The organism is Sulfolobus sp. A20 (assembly GCF_001719125.1).
Classification (GTDB): Archaea; Thermoproteota; Thermoprotei_A; order Sulfolobales; family Sulfolobaceae; genus Saccharolobus.
In genome coordinates this window covers 856,672-878,895 of record NZ_CP017006.1, presented here as the reverse complement: position 1 = coordinate 878,895, position 22,224 = coordinate 856,672, and the positions used below count along the sequence as shown (strand labels likewise).

The 22,224-nt window shown below is 32.4% G+C and carries 29 protein-coding genes, 2 tRNA genes, 1 other RNA gene and 1 pseudogene; 25 read left to right on the top strand and 8 right to left on the bottom strand.

Going from position 1 to position 22,224, the window contains the following annotated elements:
* The first annotated feature begins 56 nt into the window (after positions 1 to 56).
* From fbp to BFU36_RS04845, 5 genes are read left to right on the top strand one after another with little or no spacing between them, the layout of a single operon-like run.
* Complete coding sequence (gene fbp / locus BFU36_RS04865) at positions 57 to 1,205, top strand: fructose-1,6-bisphosphate aldolase/phosphatase (RefSeq protein ID WP_069282520.1); 1,149 nt, start codon at positions 57 to 59, stop codon at positions 1,203 to 1,205.
* 10 nt (positions 1,206 to 1,215) lie between these two features.
* A complete protein-coding gene (locus tag BFU36_RS04860; protein WP_069282519.1) occupies positions 1,216 to 1,458 on the top strand; it encodes a 30S ribosomal protein S17e in 243 nt (80 codons plus the stop codon).
* A gap of 1 nt (position 1,459) precedes the next feature.
* Complete coding sequence (locus tag BFU36_RS04855) at positions 1,460 to 1,711, top strand: hypothetical protein (protein ID WP_069282518.1); 252 nt, start codon at positions 1,460 to 1,462, stop codon at positions 1,709 to 1,711.
* A gap of 1 nt (position 1,712) precedes the next feature.
* Positions 1,713 to 2,093 carry a hypothetical protein gene (locus BFU36_RS04850; protein ID WP_231961241.1) on the top strand — a complete coding sequence of 127 codons (381 nt, stop codon included), beginning with the start codon at positions 1,713 to 1,715 and terminating at the stop codon, positions 2,091 to 2,093.
* 21 nt (positions 2,094 to 2,114) lie between these two features.
* On the top strand, positions 2,115 to 3,743 hold the full coding sequence (locus tag BFU36_RS04845) for an ATP-binding protein (RefSeq protein ID WP_069282517.1): 1,629 nt from the start codon (positions 2,115 to 2,117) through the stop codon (positions 3,741 to 3,743).
* On the opposite strand, the gene thsB is transcribed toward BFU36_RS04845, so the two are convergent.
* Together thsB and BFU36_RS04835 are read right to left on the bottom strand one after the other, a co-directional pair.
* Positions 3,740 to 5,416: a thermosome subunit beta gene (gene thsB / locus BFU36_RS04840; protein ID WP_069282516.1), complete on the bottom strand. Its 1,677-nt coding sequence runs from the start codon at positions 5,414 to 5,416 to the stop codon at positions 3,740 to 3,742. The two genes, BFU36_RS04845 and thsB, sit on opposite strands and share 4 nt — an antisense overlap.
* 58 nt (positions 5,417 to 5,474) lie before the next feature.
* Entirely contained in the window at positions 5,475 to 5,975 is a 501-nt protein-coding gene (locus tag BFU36_RS04835; RefSeq protein WP_069282515.1) for a TFIIB-type zinc ribbon-containing protein, read from the bottom strand.
* A 64-nt stretch (positions 5,976 to 6,039) separates the two neighbouring features.
* On the opposite strand from BFU36_RS04835, the gene BFU36_RS04830 reads away from it, so the two are divergent.
* Genes BFU36_RS04830 through psmB form a run of 3 tightly spaced genes read left to right on the top strand, consistent with a single transcriptional unit; the run spans position 6,040 to position 8,333 of the window.
* Positions 6,040 to 6,405, top strand: a complete 366-nt coding sequence (locus tag BFU36_RS04830; protein WP_231961240.1) for a hypothetical protein — start codon at positions 6,040 to 6,042, stop codon at positions 6,403 to 6,405.
* A gap of 5 nt (positions 6,406 to 6,410) precedes the next feature.
* On the top strand, positions 6,411 to 7,709 hold the full coding sequence (hisS, locus tag BFU36_RS04825) for a histidine--tRNA ligase (protein WP_069282513.1): 1,299 nt from the start codon (positions 6,411 to 6,413) through the stop codon (positions 7,707 to 7,709).
* Positions 7,710 to 7,742: 33 nt separating this feature from the next.
* Complete coding sequence (gene psmB, locus BFU36_RS04820; RefSeq protein ID WP_069282512.1) at positions 7,743 to 8,333, top strand: archaeal proteasome endopeptidase complex subunit beta; 591 nt, start codon at positions 7,743 to 7,745, stop codon at positions 8,331 to 8,333.
* 1 nt (position 8,334) lies between these two features.
* Here the strand turns inward: psmB and BFU36_RS04815 are convergent, their stop codons facing one another.
* The gene (locus BFU36_RS04815) at positions 8,335 to 8,733 is read right to left on the bottom strand and encodes a DNA-directed RNA polymerase subunit G (RefSeq protein WP_069282511.1); all 399 of its coding nucleotides are present in this window, start codon (positions 8,731 to 8,733) and stop codon (positions 8,335 to 8,337) included.
* A gap of 48 nt (positions 8,734 to 8,781) precedes the next feature.
* On the opposite strand from BFU36_RS04815, the gene BFU36_RS04810 reads away from it, so the two are divergent.
* Together BFU36_RS04810 and tgtA are read left to right on the top strand one after the other, a co-directional pair.
* Positions 8,782 to 9,222 carry an Lsm family RNA-binding protein gene (locus BFU36_RS04810; protein WP_069282510.1) on the top strand — a complete coding sequence of 147 codons (441 nt, stop codon included), beginning with the start codon at positions 8,782 to 8,784 and terminating at the stop codon, positions 9,220 to 9,222.
* Positions 9,219 to 10,718, top strand: coding sequence for a tRNA guanosine(15) transglycosylase TgtA (gene tgtA, locus BFU36_RS04805; RefSeq protein WP_069282509.1), 1,500 nt, complete (start codon positions 9,219 to 9,221; stop codon positions 10,716 to 10,718). The genes BFU36_RS04810 and tgtA overlap by 4 nt, the downstream gene beginning before the upstream one ends.
* Here the strand turns inward: tgtA and BFU36_RS04800 are convergent.
* From BFU36_RS04800 to BFU36_RS04790, 3 genes are read right to left on the bottom strand one after another with little or no spacing between them, the layout of a single operon-like run.
* Entirely contained in the window at positions 10,683 to 11,405 is a 723-nt protein-coding gene (locus BFU36_RS04800; protein ID WP_069282508.1) for a proteasome assembly chaperone family protein, read from the bottom strand. The genes tgtA and BFU36_RS04800 overlap by 36 nt on opposite strands.
* Entirely contained in the window at positions 11,398 to 11,931 is a 534-nt protein-coding gene (locus tag BFU36_RS04795; RefSeq protein WP_231961238.1) for a PUA domain-containing protein, read from the bottom strand. The genes BFU36_RS04800 and BFU36_RS04795 overlap by 8 nt, the downstream gene beginning before the upstream one ends.
* On the bottom strand, positions 11,915 to 13,096 hold the full coding sequence (locus tag BFU36_RS04790) for a proteasome-activating nucleotidase (protein WP_069282507.1): 1,182 nt from the start codon (positions 13,094 to 13,096) through the stop codon (positions 11,915 to 11,917). The genes BFU36_RS04795 and BFU36_RS04790 overlap by 17 nt, the downstream gene beginning before the upstream one ends.
* 71 nt (positions 13,097 to 13,167) lie before the next feature.
* On the opposite strand from BFU36_RS04790, the gene BFU36_RS04785 reads away from it, so the two are divergent.
* The 12 genes from BFU36_RS04785 (at position 13,168) to rnpB (ending at position 19,648) form a co-directional block, all read left to right on the top strand.
* Positions 13,168 to 13,662: a multiprotein bridging factor aMBF1 gene (locus BFU36_RS04785; RefSeq protein ID WP_069282506.1), complete on the top strand. Its 495-nt coding sequence runs from the start codon at positions 13,168 to 13,170 to the stop codon at positions 13,660 to 13,662.
* A complete protein-coding gene (hflX, locus tag BFU36_RS04780; protein ID WP_069282505.1) occupies positions 13,659 to 14,732 on the top strand; it encodes a GTPase HflX in 1,074 nt (357 codons plus the stop codon). Before BFU36_RS04785 ends, hflX begins: the two co-directional genes overlap by 4 nt.
* A 50-nt stretch (positions 14,733 to 14,782) precedes the next feature.
* Complete coding sequence (locus tag BFU36_RS04775) at positions 14,783 to 15,262, top strand: tRNA methyltransferase (RefSeq protein ID WP_069282504.1); 480 nt, start codon at positions 14,783 to 14,785, stop codon at positions 15,260 to 15,262.
* Entirely contained in the window at positions 15,255 to 15,791 is a 537-nt protein-coding gene (locus tag BFU36_RS04770) for a transcription factor (protein WP_069282503.1), read from the top strand. The genes BFU36_RS04775 and BFU36_RS04770 overlap by 8 nt, the downstream gene beginning before the upstream one ends.
* Complete coding sequence (locus BFU36_RS04765) at positions 15,769 to 16,746, top strand: DNA cytosine methyltransferase (RefSeq protein ID WP_069282502.1); 978 nt, start codon at positions 15,769 to 15,771, stop codon at positions 16,744 to 16,746. The genes BFU36_RS04770 and BFU36_RS04765 overlap by 23 nt, the downstream gene beginning before the upstream one ends.
* Positions 16,718 to 17,176 (top strand): RecB-family nuclease, encoded by a 459-nt coding sequence (locus BFU36_RS04760; protein WP_069282501.1) that lies wholly within the window; start codon positions 16,718 to 16,720, stop codon positions 17,174 to 17,176. The genes BFU36_RS04765 and BFU36_RS04760 overlap by 29 nt, the downstream gene beginning before the upstream one ends.
* A gap of 35 nt (positions 17,177 to 17,211) precedes the next feature.
* Positions 17,212 to 17,286, top strand: a tRNA-Val gene (locus tag BFU36_RS04755).
* 320 nt (positions 17,287 to 17,606) lie between these two features.
* A complete protein-coding gene (locus tag BFU36_RS04750; protein ID WP_069282500.1) occupies positions 17,607 to 17,972 on the top strand; it encodes a hypothetical protein in 366 nt (121 codons plus the stop codon).
* 143 nt (positions 17,973 to 18,115) lie between these two features.
* A complete protein-coding gene (locus tag BFU36_RS04745; RefSeq protein WP_069282499.1) occupies positions 18,116 to 18,436 on the top strand; it encodes a transcription elongation factor in 321 nt (106 codons plus the stop codon).
* Complete coding sequence (locus BFU36_RS04740; RefSeq protein ID WP_069282498.1) at positions 18,390 to 19,136, top strand: geranylgeranylglyceryl/heptaprenylglyceryl phosphate synthase; 747 nt, start codon at positions 18,390 to 18,392, stop codon at positions 19,134 to 19,136. Before BFU36_RS04745 ends, BFU36_RS04740 begins: the two co-directional genes overlap by 47 nt.
* A gap of 15 nt (positions 19,137 to 19,151) precedes the next feature.
* On the top strand, positions 19,152 to 19,319 hold the full coding sequence (locus tag BFU36_RS04735) for a preprotein translocase subunit Sec61beta (protein WP_069282497.1): 168 nt from the start codon (positions 19,152 to 19,154) through the stop codon (positions 19,317 to 19,319).
* Positions 19,320 to 19,345: 26 nt separating this feature from the next.
* Positions 19,346 to 19,648, top strand: an RNA gene (gene rnpB / locus BFU36_RS04730) — RNase P RNA component.
* Here the strand turns inward: rnpB and BFU36_RS04725 are convergent.
* The gene (locus BFU36_RS04725; protein WP_231961237.1) at positions 19,640 to 20,134 is read right to left on the bottom strand and encodes a DUF367 family protein; all 495 of its coding nucleotides are present in this window, start codon (positions 20,132 to 20,134) and stop codon (positions 19,640 to 19,642) included. The two genes, rnpB and BFU36_RS04725, sit on opposite strands and share 9 nt — an antisense overlap.
* Before the next feature lie 68 nt (positions 20,135 to 20,202).
* On the opposite strand from BFU36_RS04725, the gene BFU36_RS04720 reads away from it, so the two are divergent.
* The 3 genes and pseudogenes from BFU36_RS04720 to BFU36_RS14480 form a co-directional block, all read left to right on the top strand.
* Complete coding sequence (locus BFU36_RS04720) at positions 20,203 to 20,454, top strand: Lrp/AsnC ligand binding domain-containing protein (protein WP_069282495.1); 252 nt, start codon at positions 20,203 to 20,205, stop codon at positions 20,452 to 20,454.
* Entirely contained in the window at positions 20,451 to 21,776 is a 1,326-nt protein-coding gene (locus tag BFU36_RS04715) for a tRNA(Ile)(2)-agmatinylcytidine synthase (protein ID WP_069282494.1), read from the top strand. The genes BFU36_RS04720 and BFU36_RS04715 overlap by 4 nt, the downstream gene beginning before the upstream one ends.
* Before the next feature lie 213 nt (positions 21,777 to 21,989).
* Positions 21,990 to 22,061 (top strand): annotated as a pseudogene (locus BFU36_RS14480) (integrase); the annotation flags it as partial.
* A gap of 28 nt (positions 22,062 to 22,089) precedes the next feature.
* On the opposite strand, the gene BFU36_RS04710 reads toward BFU36_RS14480, so the two are convergent.
* A tRNA-Ala gene (locus BFU36_RS04710) sits at positions 22,090 to 22,163 on the bottom strand.
* Positions 22,164 to 22,224 lie beyond the last annotated feature (61 nt).

Here is a 22,224-nt window from a genome sequence, read left to right as displayed (position 1 = left end):
TACGTCCTTATTAGTACTCAACAAAATTTTTAGTTGTGACTATCTTAATATAAACTATGAAAACCACATTAAGTGTAATTAAGGCAGACATAGGTAGTCTTGCAGGACACCATGTAGTACACCCAGATACAATAGCTGTAGCTAATAAGGTGTTAGCTGAGGCAAAACGTAATGGATTGATCATTGACTATTATATCACCTATGTAGGAGATGATTTACAACTAATAATGACACATAGTAGAGGAGAATTGGACTCTAAAGTTCATGAAACAGCATGGAATGCCTTTAAGGAGGCTGCTAAGACTGCAAAAGAATTGGGACTTTATGCTGCCGGGCAAGATTTGCTCTCTGATTCCTTTTCTGGAAATCTTAAAGGAATGGGACCTGGTATAGCTGAGATTGAGTTTGACGAAAGACCTTCAGAACCCTTGGCAATATTTATGGCAGATAAAACTGAACCTGGAGCTTATAACCTACCTTTATATAAAATGTTTGCCGATCCATTCAATACAGCGGGGCTAGTGATAGACCCTACTATGCATGATGGGTTCAAATTTGAGGTACTTGACGTATATGAAGGTGAGTCAATTATTCTTAATACGCCAGAGGAAACTTATGATTTATTAGCATTAATAGGTACTCCCAGTAGATATATTGTTAGAAGAGTTTACAGAAAAAGTGATAATCTGCAAGCCTCTGTGGTATCTGTGGAAAGACTTAACTTAATAGCAGGTAAGTATGTAGGTAAAGATGATCCAGTAATGATTGTAAGAGTTCAGCACGGTTTACCTGCGTTAGGCGAGGTTCTGGAAGCATTTACAGTTCCTTACTTAGTTCCCGGATGGATGAGGGGTAGCCATTATGGACCTATTATGCCAGTCTCTCAAAGAGACGCTAGAGCTACGAGATTTGATGGTCCCCCAAGGCTAATAGGACTAGGTTTTAATGTTAAAAACGGCAAATTAGTTGGACCTACTGATCTATTTGATGATCCTGCATTTGACGAAGTCAGAAGAACAGCCTTATTAATAACCGATTATATGAGGAGACATGGACCCTTCATGCCTCATCGACTTGAACCTCAAGAGATGGAGTATACTACCCTACCTTTAGTTATTGAAAAACTAAAGAATAGATTTAAGAAGGAGAGCGATATGTACAAAGTGAAACCGAGCGTTTATTCAAAAGAAGACTCCCAAGATTAGGGTGACCTAAATGGGGAATATATATACTAAAGATATAAAAAGAATAGTAAGAGAATTGTATAATAAATATAAAGATGAGATAAAGGATGATTTCAGTTCTAATAAGCAATTGGTAATTAGGTATGTTGACGTAAAATCAAAAAAAGTAAGAAATAGATTAGCTGGTTACTTGACTAGATATTATAAAATAATGAAAGAAAAAGAAACCTTGCCTATGGCTGAAGAAAAGCTAGAAGAAACTGAAGAGGTTTGATATGATAAAAATAGTTCTTAAAGGACCTTTAGTATCTCAAATCGGTAAGAGAGAGATCGAAATAAATGCAACTTCGATTTTTGAAGCGTTATCTTCAATAGACAATGGTAAAAGTATATTAATTGATAGAAATAACAAAATAAGAGCAGGATATATAATTTTAGTTAACGGAAAAGACTGGAGAATGTTAGAATCAAACTACCTTCAACCAAACGATATCATAGAAATAATACCCGTTAATCATGGTGGATAAATTGGTAAGAGTAAGAGTAATAGAACTATCATCGTCTCGTAGAGAAGATTATAAAGATCTGATTAAAATTACTGACAATTGTATAACACAAGTCTTACCAGAAACACCTTCAAATAATATATTAAATCAAGCTTGCTATATATTATTTAACTCTTCTAATCATAGAGTTAAAAATCCTTCAATATATTTTTTACTCCTACTAACGGATAAAGTCCAAATTAAGGATGTAATAATGTATATTAACTCCATGCCTAAAGACAAAGTTTATCTAATTGAATGCTGCAAGTATCCTTATGAGCCATTACCCAGTAATTTAATAGCTAGCAATGTAGAAAGATTAATCCTTACTAAGAATTCTTTACTTTCTATAGACTCACTATAGCTTATATTTGTTAACAGATCGATGAGAAATAACATTCTTGGACCTTTGTTAGTTATAATATTAGGATTTATAATATTATTTCATAATTATGTTTTAAATGAAAATATTCTTCTGTTAATTATACCTATACTAGCTTTTTTTATAATTTTATTAATATTTAGAAGAAGAATAGGATTGAAATTTAACAATTATATGGTAAGAAATAATTTATTCGTAATTGACCATAAGGATGGAAAGGTGATATACGGGGTAGCTATGAAGATAGTAGGGAAAATCGAAGCTAGCACCAGCAAAATTGACATTGATTCGGAGTTCAAAAACTTTATTACTGCAATAGCGAGAAGAGAATCAGACTTTAGGTATGCAGTAATAACATCTATAAATAAGAATAAATTAGGCTCTTCAATCATAATTTATAATATATGTAATAAAAGCGAATTAGAGATAAATACTCAAAGACTTCTACATGAGATAAATAACCTACAGACATTAGCTAGTGCTGTGACTCCTCATATAATTTTTAAAATTGTTCAGCCATCAGATATGGCTTTGCCTATACCTCTTTTAAGCACTAATTATCCATTTTTAACTATATCAGAGATAGAATACGAGAGTCCAATTAACATAAACGTAATTCCTTCAGACTATGACGTTGAATTAGGTGAAGCTGATTATAAAATAACAAAATCAAAAGTAGGAATAAGATTAGATGACATTGTAAGACATATAGGAATTTTCGGTAGTACTGGATCTGGCAAAACTAACACTTCTATGGTCTTAGCTACCCAGTTAAGTTCAAAAGGAGTAAGAGTTCTGATACTTGATTGGCATGGAGAATACGCCGAGAAATTAAGAGATAATTTTATGGTTTATGATGCAAGTCACCTATTACGAATTAATCCATTATCCCTTATAGATCTCAATGTAGAAGATATGATAGATATAATTGGAGATGTACTACAATTAACTGATCCCCAAAGATTCTTATTATATACAATATTATTAGCGCTAAGAAAAAGTGGTAAGTTTACGTTAGAAGGAATCTTAGAAATATTAAACAGTATAGAGGATACCTCCTATTGGATCAGAGATGTAAAATATGCTTTACTAAGAAAGATATTCATTCTATTTTCAGAAAGTGCATCAAAATTATTTAGCACAGAAGATACTTCAATATCTAAATTTCTAGAGAATTTTTCTAGATCTACTATAATAAATCTGAGTTTTTTGACTAACGTCAAGTTAAGGAAATTATATGCTCTATTTCTAGTAAAGATGATTACTGAAGTTTATATTAGGGCTAAGCCTAAACAAAAAATGTTCATAATATTAGATGAGGCGCAAAACTACTTCAACAAAGATGGCAATGAATTTATAGATAGATTAGTATCAGAAATTAGAAAATATAATATAGGTTTATGTTTTGTAACACAATCTCCCTCACTAATATCGCAGAATGTTATAAAAAACACTAATATAAAGATAATCCACACCATAAAATCTGACGTCGATAAAAGGGTAATCAAAGATTCACTTTCGCTTGATGATAGACTTAGCCAGAGTCTCGATAAGCTAGATGTGGGTGAAGCTATATTAAGTGCGCCAAGCTTAAAAATACCGATTATTGTAAAGATAAAAAAAATTTATTAATCTTCTGATGACTCCTTAGATTCCTCTTTAGCTCCGCCTTCTTTTCCAGCTCCCTTAGATTCGCCGCCCTTCTTGCTTGCAGCTACTATATCATCTATTCTCAAGATTAACGTTACTGCCTCACTGGCAGCCTTTATAGCATTCATTTTAACTACTGCTGGCTCAATTACACCTAATTTCCACATATCTTCAGGATTGCCTGTGAATAGATTTAATCCATACCATTTATTACTTTCGTTCTCATGTAAACTTCTTAACTGTACTAACTTATCAATAGGATCTAGACCAGCATTCTCTGCTAATATCATGACTAGAGACTCAATTGCATTAGCATAAGCTTCAATAGCTAATTGTTCTTTTCCTCCAACTTGCGGTGCTAATTTCCTTAATCCCTTAGCTATTTCTATTTCTACCGCTCCACCGCCCGCTACGGCTCTCCCGTCTCTAATTACATCAGCGACAGTACCTAACGCATCTCTCAACGCTCTTTCTGTCTCATCAACAACCCTTTCAAGGCCTCCCCTTATTAATATGCTTACTGATTTAGGATTCTTGGCGCCTTCTATAAATACCATCTTGTCCTCTCCTACTTTTCTTTCTTCAACTAATGATGCATATCCTAAATCTTGTGGTGTTAGTTCATCAATATTAGATACTACTCTGCCTCCTGTAGCTCTAGCTAGCTTTTCTAAGTCACTCTTCTTTGCTCTTCTCACTGCTAGTATTCCTTTCTTAGCTAGATAGTGTTGAGCTACCTCATCTATACCCTTCTGACAAATTACAACATTAGCTCCAGTTTGAACTATTTTATCAACTTTCTCTTTTAATATGTTCTCCTCTTCTTCAAGGAATTTATGCATTTGCGTTGGATCATTAATCCTTATCTCTGCATCTAACTCTGGCTTCTCAACTTCCAACGGAGCATCTAGAAGGGCTATTTTAGCATTTTCTACTCTCTTAGGCATACCAGGATGAACTACTTCCTTATCTACTATAATACCATAAACTAATTGAGAATCATTAATACTTCCACCATGTTTCTTTACTATTTGAATATTGTCAAGATCAACATACCATTTATCACCTCTTAGCTCAGCTACTTGCGTTACAGCCTTAACTACTAAATCAGCTAAATACTCCCTAGCTCCTGCAACTGCTTTACTACCTAATGATGTTAATGCTACCTTTCTTAATGTATCGGTGTCATTTATTGATACTGGCTGAGCAATCTGCTCAATGGTCTTTAAAGCAAAGTCTGACGCTTTTTTATATCCGCTAACAATTATTGTAGGATGAATTTCTCTATATAAAAGATCCTCTGCTTTTTTAGCTAATTCACCAGCTAAAATTACTGCCGTCTTAGTGCCATCCGCGGTTTCCTCGTCTTGACCTTTAGCTATTTGAACTAATAGCTTCCCAGTAGGGTGTTGTAGATCCATCTTATCAAGAATTGTAGCTCCGTCATTTGTTATTGTAATATCTCCTAAACTATCAACTAACATCTTATCCATTCCACGGGGACCATAAGTACTTTTCAAAGCTTCTTCAATCGCTTTAACTGCTGCAATGTTTATTCTTAATGCTTCTTTTCCATATGTTCTACTAGAACCTTCCTTTAAAATTATAACCGGTATACCTTCCGGTGTAGTTGCAACTGTAGCCGTGGTTGCCATTTTACGCACCTTCCACTCTCTCTTAAAAAGAGCTTATATAAAAATTTAACTTACATTATTATCGATCGGATATCTGGCTAATTTTATCGATTAAATGAGTCATCTTTTGATATCCAATTTTCCTTTTATATTTGGAAATTAATTCCTTCTTAATATTAAACTTCTGTAATATATGCAAATATTGTGAATCACGATAATATCTAAAGTATATTAAAAGTGCAACTTTTGTCTTAGCCTTTAACCCACCTAAAAGACCTTCCTCCGATAGTATATTATAGATTTCTCTATATTTCTTGTCAATTAACATATTATTCAATATAATTTCAAATTCGGATATTTTCCTATTAAATGATTCTTTCATGAATTTTTCGACTCTACTTTCTTTATCCTTTATTTCGCTTCTCATAAAACCTTCATATATTATAGTTTCTTTATCGAAAAATTCTTGGTTAAAATAGTAAATTTTATCTAATACGGTGCCACAAGAACTACATACTACTTCACCTTGATTTTCATTCCAGATTAACTCAATAGATCCACATATAGGGCAAGCTACCATGACTATTCATTTATAGTAGTAACTTTTTTTGATGAATATATCTAACTTAGATAAAGTGATCATAATGAGTGAGGATAATGAAAGTGAACTAACTAAAATATACAATTTCATTATTAATTATTCAACTAAAACGCTAAGTGAACTTCCACTAAATTCAATAAGTTGGGATAAATTAGATGTTTACATTGATTTAAGACAAAGAGGAAAAATTGTTGAAGAAAGTGATGATAAAACATTAATAATCAAAGAAAAGAATAAGAAATCAACATTGGTATTGGTTATTAATGAAAATGAGAAAATAAATTTTAAATATATTTTAGAGAAATTACAACAAGCAAGAAACATGAACATAGAATTGGTCATTTCTATTGTAGATAAATATGGAGATGTAACGTATTATAATTTGTCTGAAATTAAAATGACTAAGTGATCCATATGCCCAAGTTTGAAACGGTAAGAGGGATGAAAGACTATATTGATAGTGAGGCTAGAAAAATCAGATATATAGAGACAATTTTCAGAAATTTAGTAGAGAAATATGGGTACAGCGAGATAATATCCCCAGTGCTTGAGGATTTCAAATTATTTGCTCTAAAAGGAGGAGAAGAACTGAGGGAAACAATGTATGTATTTAAGGATAAAGCAGGGAGAGAAGTAGCTCTAAGACCTGAATTTACACCTAGTGTAGCAAGAGCTTATGTTGAAAGTTTACAATCAATGCCTAAACCGGTAAGAGTTTATTATTTCGGTACAGTTTATAGATATGATGAACCACAGTATGGAAGATATAGGGAATTTAGGCAAGCTGGAGTTGAATTAATAGGTGATAATTCGATATTATCAGATATAGAAATAATAGACCTATTATATAATTTTTATGATAAAATTAATATTTCTCAGAATATAAATATGAAATTGAATAATATAGCTATATTTAGAAGATTAATGAGCTACTATGGCTTAGAAGATAACATTCAAGAACATCTTCTCCACTTAATCGATAAGGGCAAAAAGGATGAAGCCATAGATTTACTTACTCATTATATAAAGGAGGGAGATAACACAATAAATCTAATAAACAACCTATTGAACATAAAGGGAATTGATAGTAATGAATTAAGGGATGTTATTGAGGGATTAAGAAGGGATTTTAGAGAATTCAAGATTATAGAGGAGGATGTTAAATATTTACAGAGGATCGCAGATCTTTTATCAGCACTCAATTTCAATTTCAAAATAGATTTAGGATTTGTAAGGGGATTGGCATACTATACAGGGATTATCTTTGAGGTTACGCATCCTTCTGTTACATTTAGTATAGCCGGAGGCGGAAGATACGATAAACTAATTGAATTATATGGAGGAATACCTACTCCCGCGATTGGATTTGCTATAGGAGTTGAAAGAACTTTATTGGTTATTAACCTAACTAATCTTCAAGAGTCAAATAAAATCGTTATAATTAACCTTACAGATTCAGATAAATTGCTTGCATATTCAGTAAAAGTAGCTAGCCTGCTAAGAAGTGAGGGGTACACAGTAGTGCTTAATATGAAGAATCAGCCTCTTTCTAAGTTGATTCCCTATTATGCTTCTCAGAATTTTAAAATTGCAATCATTATAGGAGAGAACGAATTTGAAAAAAGGACGGTGACATTAAGAAACTTAATAACCAAAACGCAAGTCACAACATCAATTGATAGATTATTAGAGTCATTAAAACAAATGTTATAAGTCACATTTATGATTTTTATAACGGGTAGTCGTATGGAAGAATTACCTGCAACAGCTGTAGGATTAAAAGTTAACGACGGGGTAGTTTTAGGATCAGAGAGAAGATTAAGTTATGGTGGTTATGTATTAAGTAAGCAAGCAAAAAAAGTTAATAAGATTGGAAAGTTTGTGATAGCAGGCACAGGGATCTATGGTGATTTACAAACCTTAACTAGGATAATGAATGTTGAAATTAAATATTATGAAATAACGAATGGAAGACCAATTTCAGTAAAGGCTGCTGCGAAGTTATTATCGGTAATACTATACCAATATAAAGTAATGCCTTTTATCTCAGAAATATTATTTGGAGGCGTAGATCAAGTAGGTCCACAATTATACGTATTAGATCCTATAGGCTCATTGATTGAAGATTCCTACGCAGCAGTAGGTTCCGGAGCGAGAATAGCGATAGGTGTTTTAGAAAGTGAATATAGAAACGATATGTCATTAGAACAGGCATCTGAATTAGTAGTTAAGTCAATTAAAGCTTCAATAGAGCGTGATGTCACATCAGGCGATGGAATAGATATAGCTATCATAGATAAAAATGGTAATTATAAAGATAGTTTTATACCATATTAAGTTAACTGATATTTGCCTTTCTTACACAAAAATAGATATGATCCATCACGTTTAGGCCATATGTTTTCAAGAAGCTCTCCTTGCCCATTATTTTAACTAGTAAGCCAAACAATGATATGATTGCACTGAATTTTTGCTGCTCGGATGAACCTTCTTTCAGCTCTGTTACTACATATCCATGAGCACAAAAATCATCCTTCGTATAAGGTGGTCTGGTATTAGAGATAAATACTTTCACCTTCTCTTTTTCCTTAAATATATTTATACTTTCTAATATATCAAAATTTATATTAAAGTCTTTACATACTAACTTAACAACCAATAGATTTTTCAAACTTCCTTTATCTATTCCATTTATTTCACATTCTAGATTTATTTCTTGTGACCTTATCTCCATCATATTACTATTTAAGTTTCGATTTATTAACGTTATTGGAGGTATAAGTATATGAGTAGTGGGAGACGAGTAGTTAATGAATTAAATAGTTTACTTGATAAGACAATTATTGTAAAAACAACTAATAATAAGACATATATTGGGCAACTATCAGCATTTGAAACGTCTCCATTTATAATTAGTCTTACTAATGCAAAAGATGAAAGCAATAATATTGTCTATAAATTAATTATTAATGGAAATTTAATATCAGAAATAATAGTTAAGAGTCCTCCCCTATTTGAACCTAGGGAATTTGCAGAAATTGTAGAAAAATCCTTGAACTTACGTCCAGGTGATATAAAAGTATATGAGGAAACTGGTGTAGTAACAATATTAGACAAGATAAAGGTAACACAGAATGGCGTAGAAGGAAGTGGACCAATGGCTCAGAGAATATATGACATATACAATGATTATATAAATAAAAAGAAAAAGGAATTAGGGCTATGACTATATTTGAAGTAAGATATCAAGATCTTGCTGCCAGAATAGGTATCATACAAACCCCACATGGCAACTTAGAGACACCCGCATTTTTTCCCGTAATAAACATATTAAAAGATGAGATAAAAATCGAGGATATAAAGAAGGTTGGGTTTAGCAATTTTATTACTAATGCCTTTATACTCTATAAAAACAAACTTTTACAAAATAATATCCATAGAGAACTTAATGCAGAAGACATGATAATAATGACGGATTCTGGTGCATATCAAATATTGGAATACGGAGATATTAATATAAATAACGAAGAGATAATTAATTACGAACTAAAAATAAAGCCAGATATAGCAGTAATCCTAGATCTTCCTACTGGAAACACTGAAAACTATGAAAATGCGAAAACTACTGTGATTGAGACTATAGAGAGAGCCAAAGAAGCTGAAAAATTTATTAAAGATAGTGATATCATTTGGGTTTATCCTATACAAGGTGGAAGATTCTTAGATCTGGTACATTATTCTGCGTCACAACTAAATAATTTCGAAAACATATATAAAGTTACGGCGTTAGGCAGCCCTACAGTCTTATTAGAAAAATATAGATACGATATAATAATTGATATGATTTATATTGCTAAATCAGCAATAAGTAGAAATGTTCCATTCCATTTATTTGGAGGAGGTTTACCTCATATTATTCCGTTAGCTGTAGCTTTAGGTGTTGACATGTTTGATTCTGCCTCGTATATAATTTATGCAAGAGATGGAAGGTATATGACAAGATCTAGAGTACATAGACTAGAAGAATTAGATTATTTTCCCTGCTCATGTCCAATATGCTCAAGATATACACCTAGAGAGCTAATGAGTATGGACAAGAAGGAGAGAATTAGATTATTGGCATTACACAACTTATACGTGATAAAGGAAGAAATAAACGCGACTAAACAAGCTATAAAGGAGGGCAGATTATTCGAATACTTACAAGAAAAAGCATTTTCTCACACTGCGACTTATAACGCGTTCAAAAGATTACTTAAATATAAGGAATATTTAGAAAAATATGATCCTAGAATTAGGGGAGATACTAAAGGTATATTTTTATTTAACGAAGACTCTCTATCAAGACCAGAAATCTTAAGACATAAGAGGTATTTAACTAGATATAAGAAAAAATTTGAAAAAATAACCATAATCTGTTATGATGGTAATGATACTTTTTATGATTTTAAGGAGAAAATACTAAAAGAATATTATAATAATATTATATCACAAGATATCTTTATTGCAGTTCCATTTTTTGGATTAATACCATTAAGAATTTCTGATACATTCCCGTTTTCCCAGTCTGAAATACCAATAGAGGTTAATGAGGAAGTAATAAGAGATATGAAAAACCAAATCATAAACTTTCTAGTTAATCATAAATATTCTAATGTTGAATTTATTAATTGCAAGAAACTTAATTTACATATAAACCCTATCAGCACTTCCCCTACTTAGTTCCTTTTGTAATAACTCCATTTGTCTTTGCAAGTCCTCTTCTATTTTTTTAGCCTCTTCATAAAGTTCATTCACACCAACATTTATACCAAGAATAGTATTAATCACTTCAATAGCAGTTGCAGCACCAGCGGGATCCGTTCTCTCACGTTCAGCATATGGTAATATGACTAAAGCTGGCAGCTCCTCAATCTCTGAATGTAATGTGAATAAAGCTAGAGGACCTACCATCAATAATTGCTTGTCTAATTGTGGATAATTCAGAGAAATATTACATTTGGAAGTGCTTAGCCACTTTAGATTCTCACTACCCATCCTATATCTTTTATCTAAAGCGCCAACTAAGAGGACGTTACTAACTGATAGCTTTTTAACCCATTTAATAACGTTTAATGCAAATTCGTTCCACTCTCGTTGAAATGGCAATATATGATTTAGTAAGACAATAACATGTTTCTCTTGATCATAAAATATATCAAAAGGAGTAGCAATACCATATTCGTCTAAAAAAGTTACATCCCTATAATATTTTGTGATTACATACCCTATCCTTTGCATTTTTCTCTTTAAAACAAGATGTCTCGTAGCTAAATATCCAACTTCACCAATAGTCCTAAAACCAGTTATGAATGTAGCTCCCTTTAATTCATTTATATCTTTTTTAACAATTATTTTAACATTATTCATTACTCATAACACCTCTTTTTACGTGAACAGCCACTCCTCTTTTGTATTCCATCATTTCTTCTCCGGATATTTTAGCTTTACCTATTCCTACTAGTATATTATTTTGATTGACAACTACGACTTCATCACCTCCCCTTATATTAGGATCAGCAATTTTAACGTGTTTAGCAAATACATTTCTACCCTCCCTTATAAAACTCTCAATAGAACTATCAATAACTACCCTATGCCGTGGAAAATCGGAGCTATTAATGATGACCTTAGCACTTAATGGAGTAAGTGAGAAAAGCATGTCTTGAGCTCTCAAAACTAAATAGAGATTTGATTCATTATTTACAAAAATATTCCTTATTTTTCCAGTATTTTTTGATCTCTGAATTAAAAACGTACTATCACTTGAAAATAATGCGTTAGCAACATCATAATCAAACTGATATTCCGCTATCTCCTTAAGATACAAGATTTCCTCTTCCTTAGCCTTAGCCGCAATTGTAAAAAAATCTTTATATTTAGCTATATTTTTCACGCCTCTCTTGTATATTTTGTACTTTAACCTTTTTATTATTAATCTTATTTATGGCTTCTACTAGATCATTCATTAATATCATATTCCTATCATTCCTAATTGCGTTATATCCAGCCTCTATACATACGTTCTTTATGTCTGCACCACTAAATCCTTCCGTCAGTTTGGCAAGTATTTCGATATTAATATCTTCACTTACTTTCATCTTCTTCAAATATATATTAAATATTTCAATTCTTCCCCTTAAATCTGGTAAAGGCACTTCTATAATTCTATCGAATCTACCTGGTCTTAATAATGCTGGATCAAGGATGTCTATTCTATTAGTTGCAGCAATTACTTTAACGTTATCTAGTGGATTAAATCCATCAATCTCAGCTAATAATTGCATTAGAGTTCTTTGAATTTCTCTTTCACCGCTAGTTCCAATATCTAACCTTTTAGCACCTATAGCATCAATTTCGTCTATGAAAATTATTGCAGGAGCTTTCTTTCTCGCCATCTCAAAAACCTCTCTCACAATCCTAGCTCCTTCTCCTACAAACTTTTGAGCAAATTCGGATGCGACAACATGTATAAATGATGCATTACTCTCTGAAGCTACAGCTTTAGCTAGCAATGTTTTTCCCGTACCTGGAGGTCCATATAATAGAACTCCTTTAGGAGGCTCTATACCCAATTCCCTAAATAATTCCGGTTTTTTAATTGGTAACTCAACTATTTCCCTTAATTCCTTTATTTGCTCGCCCAAGCCTCCAATATCAGCATAAGATACCTTAGGCTTTTCTATAACTTCCATAGACTTTACTATGGGGTCTTCTCTTTCTGGTAAAAGATCTAGAATTGTTGAACCTCTTTGATTTAATGCTACTGACCTACCAGGTTTTATCTTACTTAAGTCTATATGCCTAGCCACATTTACTATTAAATTTGGTCCAGAAGAGCTTCTAACTAAAACCCTACCATCTGGGAGTATATCTAGCACTACTGCTTCTACCAATGGAGGACTTAACATTTTTTCCATTTCACTTTTATAATAATTTAATTCTTTTCTCAAATTCTCTATTTCTATCTGAAGCGACCTTATTTTTTCTTCTAATAATCTTACTAATTGTTCATCTTCAGATGAAGTTGAATCCCTTAATGCATCGAAATCTCCAGACAATTTATCCCATATATATAATTAATCGACTAGACTAAAAACGTTTAATAGTAGTATTCACAATAAGTAATCATATGCAAAACAGTGCTGGAGAATACTGCGAATTATGCGGATCGAGGATTAGCGGTAAAGGTATAACCGTGCTGTATGAAGGCTCTGTTATTACGATTTGTAATTCTTGCTACAATAAAGTTAAAAAACATGCTACGATAATAAACGAGGAAAAGAAAAAAGCTCAAAATACTAGAAAATCATTGAAAATTAAAACGGAATTGGAGAATATAGAATTAGAAATAGTAAATGATTATTACAAATTAATTAAAAGCTCTAGAGAGAAATTAGGCATGACTCAACAACAACTTGCGCAAAAATTAAAAGTGTCGGAAAATATAATAAAAAGATTTGAAAGTGGAAAACTAAAACCAACAATATCACAAGCTAGACAATTAGAGAAAATATTAGGCATAAAACTAGTAGTTCCAGTTGAAGGAGAAGGAAGCGAAAAAAGTTCAGAAAACTTTGAACTAACTCTAGGTGATGTCGTGAATATAAAAGAGGGAAAGAAGTGAAAAAAGCTATACTTTTCGTTTCAGACCACTTTAAGGAAGAAGCAATTGCTTTAGCAGAAGGTGCAGAATATAAAGTATTAGAAATTTATCCACTTCCAAAATCTCCTAACCCTAAGTTTTATATACAAATGAATAAATTGAGAAAAATTGAAGAGAATGATCTGATAGATGCGATAATAATATTCGATATTTTAAAACCAAGACACTTCATAAATCTAAGAAGAGAACTCAAACAAAAAGAGATAATAGATAAAGTATTATTATTATTAGAAATTTTTGCCCTTCACGCTGGCTCTAAGGAGGCTAAGATGCAGATTGAATTAGCTAGGTTAAAATACGAATTGCCTATAATAAAGGAGGCATATACTAAATTGAAGTTAGGTGAACAACAAGGACTTCTAGGCTCTGGCGGATATGGATTTGAGTCACTCATAAAACTCTATAGAAGAAAAATTAACAAATTAAGTAAAGAATTAGAAAATATTAAAAAATTCAAGGAAAAGAGTATTGAAGCTAATAAGAGAGCAGAGTATACGCCCACAATTGCAATTGTAGGGTACACTAATTCGGGCAAAACATCATTATTTAATACCCTTACAAGCTTATCGCAGAAAGTCGATAGTAAATTGTTTACAACAATGGCTCCGAAAAGGTACTCAATATCTTTAAAGGATAAGAAAATAATGTTAGTTGACACTGTAGGCTTTATCAGAGGAATTCCTCCACAAGTAATAGACTCCTTCTTCGTAACTCTCTCTGAGGCAAAGTATTCTGATGCATTATTACTATTATTAGACTCTACACTTAATAAAGAGTTAATAATCGAAACTTTGACCTCCTCTTTTCAAATATTAAGAGAAATAGGAGTGTCAGGTAAACCTATCATAGTTGTGTTAAATAAAATCGATAAGCTTGATGGAGATCTAGATCAAAAGATAGAATTAGTAAAGAATAAAGCAAATGAACTTTACTCTCCAATCTACGACACTATACCAGTATCAGCTTTAAAGAGAGTAAACATTGATTTACTAAGGGATAGAGTATATCAGTTAATAACGGAATTGACTTAAAAGAAATTTATATCCTTAGGTTAAGACATAGACCAGAGAGAGATAAGAGGATAACTACACATGTCGCTTTAGTTGCAAGAGCATTTGGAGCTAAAGGTATTTTTATTGAAGGGAACGATAAAAAATTAATAGATTCGATTCAAAAGGTTCTAGATACTTGGGGTGGAAGTTCTTACTTCATAATAAAAGAAGTAAATAGTGGAAAAGAAGTAGTTAAAGACTGGAAAAGTAAGGGGTATGGAAGCGTAGTTCACCTAACTATGTATGGAATTAATCTAATAAATTTTGATATTAATGAGTTAAAATTCCCGCTATTGATAGTTGTAGGATCAGAAAAAGTAGAAGGTTGGTATTATCATAACTCACACTATAACATAGCGGTAGGAAACCAGCCACATTCCGAAGTTTCAGCGTTAGCTATTTTTCTAGATAGAATTTATAAGGGACGAGAACTATATATGGAATTTAGAGACGCTAAATTAAAGATATTACCACAGAGGGCAGGTAAAAAGGTGACAAAAATTGGTTAATGTTGAGGAATTATTTACAAATTTAGCCAAAAGTTTACTCGGTGATGATATAGTAGACGTTCTTGAGGTATTATTACGTAAGGGAACTGAAATGACTGATGAAGAAATAGCTAATACGTTAAATATTAAAGTAAATGATGTTAGGAAGAAGTTAAATCTCTTAGAGGAACAAGGGTTTGTAAGCTATAGAAAAACCAGAGATAAAGATAGTGGATGGTATATATATTACTGGAAACCGAATATAGAACAAATAAATGAAATTTTGCTTAGTAGGAAGAGATTAATACTAGATAAATTAAGGATAAGATTAGAGTACGAACGAAACAACACATTCTTTATTTGTCCACAAGACAATGCAAGATATTCCTTTGAAGAAGCTTTTGAAAATGAGTTCAAATGCCCAAAGTGTGGATCACAATTATCCTATTATGATTCAGATAAAATAAAAACATTTTTAGAGCAGAAAATAAGGCAGATAGAGGAAGAGATAGAAAAGGAGACTAAACTTGGAGCAAATAAGAGTAGTTGATTTATTTGCTGGTGCAGGAGGTTTTTCCTTAGGATTCAAAAACATAGGATTGAAAATAAGCTTAGCTATAGACGTAAATCATAATGCTTCCAAGACATATGCTACCAATTTCCCAGAAACAATAGTCATGGAAGATGATATAAGGGGATTGAGTGGAAGAGAAATCTTGAAAATAATAGAAAAAAATGATATCGATATTGTGATTGGGAGTCCTCCTTGTGAAGCGTTTACCTCAGCTAATCCGTTAAGGATGAAAGATCCTTTAGATAGACTTTACTTAGATGATAGAGGTAGTTTAACACTCGAATATATTAGAATAATTGATGAGATAAGACCCAAAATTTTTGTAATGGAAAACGTGCCCTCAATAATAGAAACATCAACACTTAGAGAAGCTTTAATCCATGAATTTAAAAAAGCTGGATATGAAAACGTTTACTTTAACATACTTCATGCCGAAGATTATGGTAATCCGTCTAGACGAACTAGGGTGTTTATATCAAATATACCAATAAAACCTAAAAAATTAAGCAAGAGAGTTACCGTATATGAGGCGATTTCTGATCTCGATGAGAGAAATGATATACCAAATAATGAAAAATATGAGTTAAATGAAAAGAAACTATTACGAGTATCTAAGCTAAGTTATGGAGATTATCTAACCATGTATAGATCAGCTGATAGAAACATACCATTATATACTAGACTTAACCCATACGATCTAGCTCCAACAGTACTAGGTAACTCAAGATTTGTACATCCTTTCCACGATAGATTTTTAACAGTTAGAGAACAAGCTAGATTAATGAGTTTCCCTGATCATCACATATTCTTAGGGAGCAGAGACGAACAGTATAACCAAATAGGTGAAGCTGTTCCAGTAGTCTTATCTAGTGTCATAGCAAAAGAAGTATTAGGTGTAATAAATGAAAGAACTATATTTAGGCCTTCATAATATAACTAGTACTCAGCGTTTAATAGATTTTTCTAGATTGGCATTTAGTATACCTCATATTAAATATTTAATAATAACCAAAGTAGGCGGAACAGCGGCTCAATCTGGAATTCCGGAAGTAAGTAAAATTGCTTTTAGACAAAACAAGGCAGTTATAGTTTTACCGGATTTAAAAGATGCTATAGATCTACTACAACCTGATACCACATTACTGATTTCTCAGAATGCTGAAAAAACTCTCGATTTTACTGAAATCTATAATTATGACAAAATATTTGTAGTTTTCCCAGGAATAGATAATAATGGATTTAGCAAAATAGACCAATCATTAGGAAATTATGTAAAAATGCTGGATAATGCATCTGATCTTGGCCCAGTAAGCCTAGCATCTTTTTTCCTTTGCAAATACCTAAACCTAGTTAAGTCATAAAACTTTAAAAAGAACCCTTAACCTATATATTATGAGGGCCCGTCGTCTAGCCTGGTTAGGACGCCGCCCTGACGCGGCGGAAATCCTGGGTTCAAATCCCAGCGGGCCCATACTTTTATGAATTCTAAAACACTTTTTCATGTAAGAGATAAACTTGAGAAGATTTATAATAAAAATCTTTTAGCCTAATAACATAAAACCAAATCTAAATAAGATTATTGATATATTCTCTAAAGCAATAACTAATAAAACAACTATAATTCTTCACATTTTACAAAAATCTCCTCATATTTTTATTATTATTTATTATCTATGCAATTTTGCAAATTACCTAAATTTTGTTATATAAATGAATTGACTTTTACGCTGTTCATCAACATCAAAACATGAATAGAATGGTATATTAGTCTATCCTTAAAAACATTATATAGTGATAAATGATTATAAGACAAAAATTCAATTAAAAGCTAGAAGGGCAGCTAAGGAGAAAAGATATGTTAGGCTAATGACTAAGGAGTACACTCTAGGTTTATTCGTCTTTATGGGGAGAAGTCATGACTATGTCCTTGATAATGAAACATGTACTTGCAGTTCTTATTTATTCAATTGTATTTATAGAAAAACCAATGAGTACTGCTATCATATTATAGGTTTAAATTACGCCTTAGAATCAGACCAAATTTTAACGATAGCTCTGCCATTAAATGAGATTAAAGATGTTTTATCTGAAATCTACTCCTATGGAAAATCTTTAAAACTGAGGAAAATACTTAACGATATGATAAAGAATGAATGACGTACAACTTGTTTACGTAGGAGCAATCTTAATGGTCATATTTATAGTAATATACCTTATCTTTGTCGAATTTCCAATATATTCACCAAGTACAAAGACTATTTATTCTCAAAAGAAGAAAAGTAAAAAGACAAGTGAGCAACATGGGAGGAAGAAGACGTAGAAAAACTAAAATAGTAAGAGTAAAACCTAAAGTTCCCAATACCTTTGAATGTCCTAGATGTGGAAAAGTTTCAATAAATGTAAAAATAAAAGACGGTAATGCTATAATAACTTGTGGTAGTTGCGGATTACAAACTGAATTTGAAGTTCCGCCCATCTTCGATGCAGCTAATGCTTACGGCAAGTTCATAGATTTATATCTAGAAGGAAAGCTAGAAATAAAAGAGAGCGATAAAGAAAATACCGAAGAAGAAAATGAAATTGAAGGGGAAAGTGAAGAAATACATTTTGGAAAAAATTAACGATAAGAAAAAGCTACATTTTTCACTATTAGATCCCTATAAGATCGGATCTAAAAGTGAATTAGAGAAAATCGCAAAAAGTCTATATGACGCTGGGACTGATGCGTTTCTTGTAGGAGGAACTCTGGGAGTTTCTAAGGACAAATTAGATTTTGTACTATCAATCTTAGAGGACTACGAAATACCAAAAATTATATTTCCAAGTAATATAAATTTGATTTCAGAAAAGGCTGATGCAATTTTATTTCTCTCTCTTTTAAACTCAGACGATATATACTACGTTATAGGAGCACATATAGTAGCTGCACCTATCATAAAAATGCTCCAAATAGAGCCAATACCTACTGGATATATAATTGTTGGACATGGTGGAACCGCAGCCCATGTAGGAAGAGCAAGAATTATACCATATGATAATTACGAGTTAGCCCTAGCTTATACATTGGCTGCTGAATATCTCGGAATGAACCTAGTTTATCTTGAAGCTGGTTCGGGAGCTCCATCTCCAGTTAATCCGGAAATGATATCCTTCATAAAGAGATTTTCCGAGATTCCAATTATAGTTGGAGGTGGAATAAAAAATGCTGAGACAGCACAGAAAATGGCAAGAGAGGGTGCAGATATAATAGTTACTGGGAATATAATTGAGAGCAATCTTGATAAAGCAATAGAAATAATAAAGGGTTTAAAGAATATCTAATTTAGGGAATACAATATGCCGAGTAGCAAGAAGAAAAAAGAAACGGTCCCATTAATGTCGATGGCAGGATTAATAAGATATTATGAAGAAGAGAATGAAAAAATAAAGGTAGACCCCAAGGTAGTTATTATTGCAAGTATAGCAATCACGGTCGCTGTAATAGTGCTTTCGAAAATATTTTAAATCTAAATTTAGAATCTTATCATGGAGGCCCCTAGCGGGGGTCACGGATAGGATCTGAGGAAACTCCGGCCTCCAACCCCCGTAGGAACCCCTAGACGGGGTGAGGAGAGATTCCTCGGCTCCTACACAGAAACGTAAGCTTTAAATCTCGATTAATGTCCAGACCTGCTACTAGGCAACTAGTAGCAGTATGGGAAAAATGAGAGATTTAAAGCTTGAAACGGTAGACCTCCTAGGAGTAAGTTGGGAGGGGATGAGCTGGGGGTCAACTCTCCCTTGGACGCTAAGACAAATCCCCCTATTACAGAAGCCGGGTTATGCTAGGGGCCTCTCATAATATTATCAATTACAATTTTCTCAATTTCTATTATTTCGCTTTTACTCTTTTTAGAATATATATCTAATAAATGTTTGTTTAAATCATAAAACGTTTTACCCCATTTATATAGGGATAGTAGTTTCAAGCCTAAGTCAAACTCGCCTATAATAAATAAACTAGCCGCAATTGCCTCTAATGAAGAAAGCTTAAAAGGCTTGGCATAATTTATCGGATTTCCAGCTAGTAAAAATGGTAGTCTTCTACTCAACTTAGTATTAAATTTCATAAAAAACGATTTATTCGACTTGTTCCAAGAACTATCTATCACTGTTATTCCTTTCTCTTCAATAATTTTTTTGTCCTCAATTGATAACACAACGTCTGAAACTGGATTTAATATTATACCGATAGGACTTCTAGTTGGTTTAGCTATTCCTTTCTTTATCATCTTCTTAGCAGTACATTTCTTAGGATCATCTTGTTCAAATTCAATCACAAAAATTCGCATTAATTGTCGCAAAATTCTTATATCTTGTCAAAATAAAAACTTGTGGGTTAAAAGTATTGGCTAGTGCGATAGTCCTCATAAATACGGATGCAGGAGGAGAAGAGGAAGTTTTCGAAAAACTAAAAAGTATGGAAGAAGTAGTGGAGGCTTATGTAGTTTATGGTGTGTATGATATAGTTATAAAAGTAGAAACTGATAACATGGATAAATTAAAGAATTTTATAAGCAATTCTGTTAGGAAAATTCCGAAAGTTAGATCAACCTTAACAATGATCATAATGGAGGGAAAGAGTGTAGTAAAGAAATGAAGTTTTTAGTAGGAATAGATGATCACGACTCGTATAAATTAGGTTGTACAACACATTTTTCCACTATTTTAATTTCGCATTTATTTTATGATCATAACATAAAAATTCTTGAACTACCATATTTAGTGAGACTAAATCCTAACATACCTTGGAAGACTAGAGGAAATGCAGCCATAAGGTTAGAAGTTGAGTTCAACGGGAATAAAAAGGAACTGTTAGAACTTATTTCATATTATTCAGAGAAATATACTAAGCACATATCCTTAGCTAATCAATATGGAAGGAGACCTGGAATAGCCATAATCGAATATGATAACTATGAAAAACATAAGGGATTAATACATAATTTTTACGTTAAGGCTGTAACGGATGTAGTTCCATTAGAATATGCAATAATTTTTTCAAAAAAAATTAAAGCTGAAATACAAGGAAATAGAGGAATAATAGGTAGTATAGCTTCTATCGGCGTATATGGAAATTATACTTATGAACTAATAACCTACAGGAAGAAGGATAATTGGTTCACTAAAAGAAAAATTGATAAGGAAAGTATAAGGAAAGTAGATGAAGCCTTTTTCCCCAAGGTATTTGCTAACTATGACTATGTCAAGAGAAAACCCCTCATAATTTCACACGGATATGATCCAATCCTTTACGGCATAAGAGGAATAATGATAGAACCTCTATTTGAGGCGACTAACATGATTGGGGTTGATGAAGACATTGACTTTATGATGCTATTCAAAACTAACCAAGGCACTGATTTCCACTTTATAAGAACAGGAGATCATTACTATCAGGGGGTAAGAAAGCTAATCAAAATAGATAACATATCAGTTCTAGAAGGCGGAGATGTAGTGATTACGGGTAGTAATGGAGATGTGCTCATTGCATTTAAAGAAACCGGGGAGTTAAATGAAGCAACAAAACAATTGACCAAGGGAGATGTTATAATTGCTTATGGATCTATTAAGCCATCTGTAAAATTTGGAAAAGTAATAGAGTTAGAAAAAATTGAGATAATTCAATTAATTGATATAATATACGAAAATCCTAAATGTCCTAAATGTAACCACTCAATGGAATCTTTAGGTAAAAATAAGGGATATAGATGCAGGAAATGTAAATATGAACTCAATGATATTTCAAAGGTCATAAAAAGAATAGATAGAAACATAAGTTTAGGTATTTATCAGTCACGATATTATAGGCATTTAACTAGACCGATTTTCCTAGAGATCAAAAACGACAGTGAAAAAGTTGAAAAAATCTATCTTCCGCTTCTTCTAAATAATTTAAAGAATGCTAGGATACTCGACTAATAAAATTTTTTAAATTATAGACTTTCCAGGACATAACTATTTCGTCATTTTTTCATTAGCTAGAATATTATATACATATAATGCACGTCTATAAACCAATTATGAAGTTAAGAAATAAAGTATGATATACTTAAATAATATATGGGTTATAGGACTTTCTCAGCTGGGCAATACAAGATTCGTTAAAGAGGCAATAGGTATTATGTCTATAAAATAGAGAAAGACCAAGACGATAAGATAAAGAAACATTACATTGGTCCTTTAGATAAGATAGTAGAATTTTATATTAGCAGTGGGGGTGTGTTCCCCACAGTGGACCGGCCGGGATTTGAACCCGGGACCTCTCGGTTGCAAGCCGAGCACTCTTCCAGGCTGAGCTACCGGCCCACTATTACTCATTTTAGCAGAATTTTAAAAGAGTTATGGTTGTAAAGAGGTTTAAGATAAA

Coding starts and splice junctions, on each gene's coding strand:
- fbp (WP_069282520.1), top strand. CDS start 57: ATGAAAACCACATTAAGTGTAATTAAGGCAGACATAGGTAGTCTTGCA.
- BFU36_RS04860 (WP_069282519.1), top strand. CDS start 1,216: ATGGGGAATATATATACTAAAGATATAAAAAGAATAGTAAGAGAATTG.
- BFU36_RS04855 (WP_069282518.1), top strand. CDS start 1,460: ATGATAAAAATAGTTCTTAAAGGACCTTTAGTATCTCAAATCGGTAAG.
- BFU36_RS04845 (WP_069282517.1), top strand. CDS start 2,115: ATGAGAAATAACATTCTTGGACCTTTGTTAGTTATAATATTAGGATTT.
- thsB (WP_069282516.1), bottom strand. CDS start 5,416: ATGGCAACCACGGCTACAGTTGCAACTACACCGGAAGGTATACCGGTT.
- BFU36_RS04835 (WP_069282515.1), bottom strand. CDS start 5,975: ATGGTAGCTTGCCCTATATGTGGATCTATTGAGTTAATCTGGAATGAA.
- BFU36_RS04830 (WP_231961240.1), top strand. CDS start 6,040: ATGAGTGAGGATAATGAAAGTGAACTAACTAAAATATACAATTTCATT.
- hisS (WP_069282513.1), top strand. CDS start 6,411: ATGCCCAAGTTTGAAACGGTAAGAGGGATGAAAGACTATATTGATAGT.
- psmB (WP_069282512.1), top strand. CDS start 7,743: ATGGAAGAATTACCTGCAACAGCTGTAGGATTAAAAGTTAACGACGGG.
- BFU36_RS04815 (WP_069282511.1), bottom strand. CDS start 8,733: ATGATGGAGATAAGGTCACAAGAAATAAATCTAGAATGTGAAATAAAT.
- BFU36_RS04810 (WP_069282510.1), top strand. CDS start 8,782: ATGAGTAGTGGGAGACGAGTAGTTAATGAATTAAATAGTTTACTTGAT.
- tgtA (WP_069282509.1), top strand. CDS start 9,219: ATGACTATATTTGAAGTAAGATATCAAGATCTTGCTGCCAGAATAGGT.
- BFU36_RS04800 (WP_069282508.1), bottom strand. CDS start 11,405: ATGAATAATGTTAAAATAATTGTTAAAAAAGATATAAATGAATTAAAG.
- BFU36_RS04785 (WP_069282506.1), top strand. CDS start 13,168: ATGCAAAACAGTGCTGGAGAATACTGCGAATTATGCGGATCGAGGATT.
- BFU36_RS04760 (WP_069282501.1), top strand. CDS start 16,718: ATGAAAGAACTATATTTAGGCCTTCATAATATAACTAGTACTCAGCGT.
- BFU36_RS04745 (WP_069282499.1), top strand. CDS start 18,116: ATGGGAGGAAGAAGACGTAGAAAAACTAAAATAGTAAGAGTAAAACCT.
- BFU36_RS04740 (WP_069282498.1), top strand. CDS start 18,390: ATGAAATTGAAGGGGAAAGTGAAGAAATACATTTTGGAAAAAATTAAC.
- BFU36_RS04735 (WP_069282497.1), top strand. CDS start 19,152: ATGCCGAGTAGCAAGAAGAAAAAAGAAACGGTCCCATTAATGTCGATG.
- BFU36_RS04715 (WP_069282494.1), top strand. CDS start 20,451: ATGAAGTTTTTAGTAGGAATAGATGATCACGACTCGTATAAATTAGGT.